This window comes from Hydrogenophaga sp. (assembly GCF_041633695.1).
In the GTDB taxonomy this organism is placed as follows: Bacteria; Pseudomonadota; Gammaproteobacteria; order Burkholderiales; family Burkholderiaceae_C; genus Hydrogenophaga.
In genome coordinates this window covers 1-1,050 of sequence record NZ_JBFJMY010000763.1, presented here as the reverse complement: position 1 = coordinate 1,050, position 1,050 = coordinate 1, and the positions used below count along the sequence as shown (strand labels likewise).

General features: G+C 68.8%; 2 protein-coding genes. Both read left to right on the top strand.

Annotated features, from left to right (window positions below):
- Window positions 1-623, top strand: a 623-nt coding sequence (gene maiA / locus ABYB95_RS23920; RefSeq protein ID WP_372662990.1) for a maleylacetoacetate isomerase, incomplete at its 5' end; no start/stop codon positions are given.
- Window positions 624-628: 5 nt separating this feature from the next.
- Window positions 629-1,050, top strand: a 422-nt coding sequence (locus tag ABYB95_RS23915; protein ID WP_372662988.1) for a polyphenol oxidase family protein, incomplete at its 3' end; no start/stop codon positions are given.

The following is a 1,050-nucleotide window of genomic DNA, read 5'->3' as shown; positions in this document are numbered from 1 at the left end:
TCCGTTCCTCGGCCTCGTTTCGCGTGCGCATCGCCTTGGCGCTCAAAGGCCTGACCTATGAGTACCTGCCGGTGCACCTGGCACGGGGCGACCACAAACTGCCGGCCTATGCCGATGTCGCAGCCGACGGCCTGGTGCCCTTGCTGGAGCTGGACGACGGCACCCGTCTGTCGCAGTCCATGGCCATCATCGAATACCTGGACGAGGCGCACCCCACGCCCGCGCTGCTGCCTGCCGACGCGCTGGGCAAGGCGCGGGTGCGGGCGCTGGCACAGTCCATCGCCTGCGAAATCCATCCGCTCAATAACCTGCGGGTATTGAAATACCTCACGCGCGAACTGAGGGTGGACGAGGAGGCCAAGAACACCTGGTACCGCCACTGGGTGCGCACCGGCCTGGAGGCTTTCGAGCGCCAGCTGGCGCAGGGCCCTGCATCGACCTACTGTTTTGGCGAGACGCCGAGCATGGCCGACTGTTGCCTGGTGCCGCAGATCTACAACGGCCAGCGCTTCAACACCTCTTTTGACGGCCTGCCGCGCACCATGGCGGCCTTCGAGGCCTGCATGAAGCTGGATGCGTTTGCGCAGGCGCATCCGTCGGCCTGTCCGGACAACGAAGCCTGAGCCGCGTGTCCTGGCCCACCGACTGGATCGTTCCCGACTGGCCGGTGCCCGCGTCCGTGCGGGCGGTGTTCACCACGCGCCAGGGCGGCGTGTCGGTGCCGCCGTTCGACAGCTTCAACCTGGGCGACCATGTGCGCGACGAGGCGCTGGCCGTGGGCGCGAACCGGGCGCAATTGGCCGAGTGCTTGGGCGCACGCCCGGTGTTTCTGAGCCAGGTGCACGGGACCGAGGTGCTGCAGCTGTCGGCCGACGCCGTGGACGCTTCGGTGGCCGACGCCTGCGTGGCCAGCGCACCGGGGCTGGCCTGTACCATCATGGTGGCCGATTGCCTGCCGGTTCTGTTTGCGCATCGCAGCGGAGCCGTGGTGGGCGCGGCCCATGCGGGTTGGCGCGGCTTGGCGGGTTCGGGTCCGGCCGCCGCGTCGGG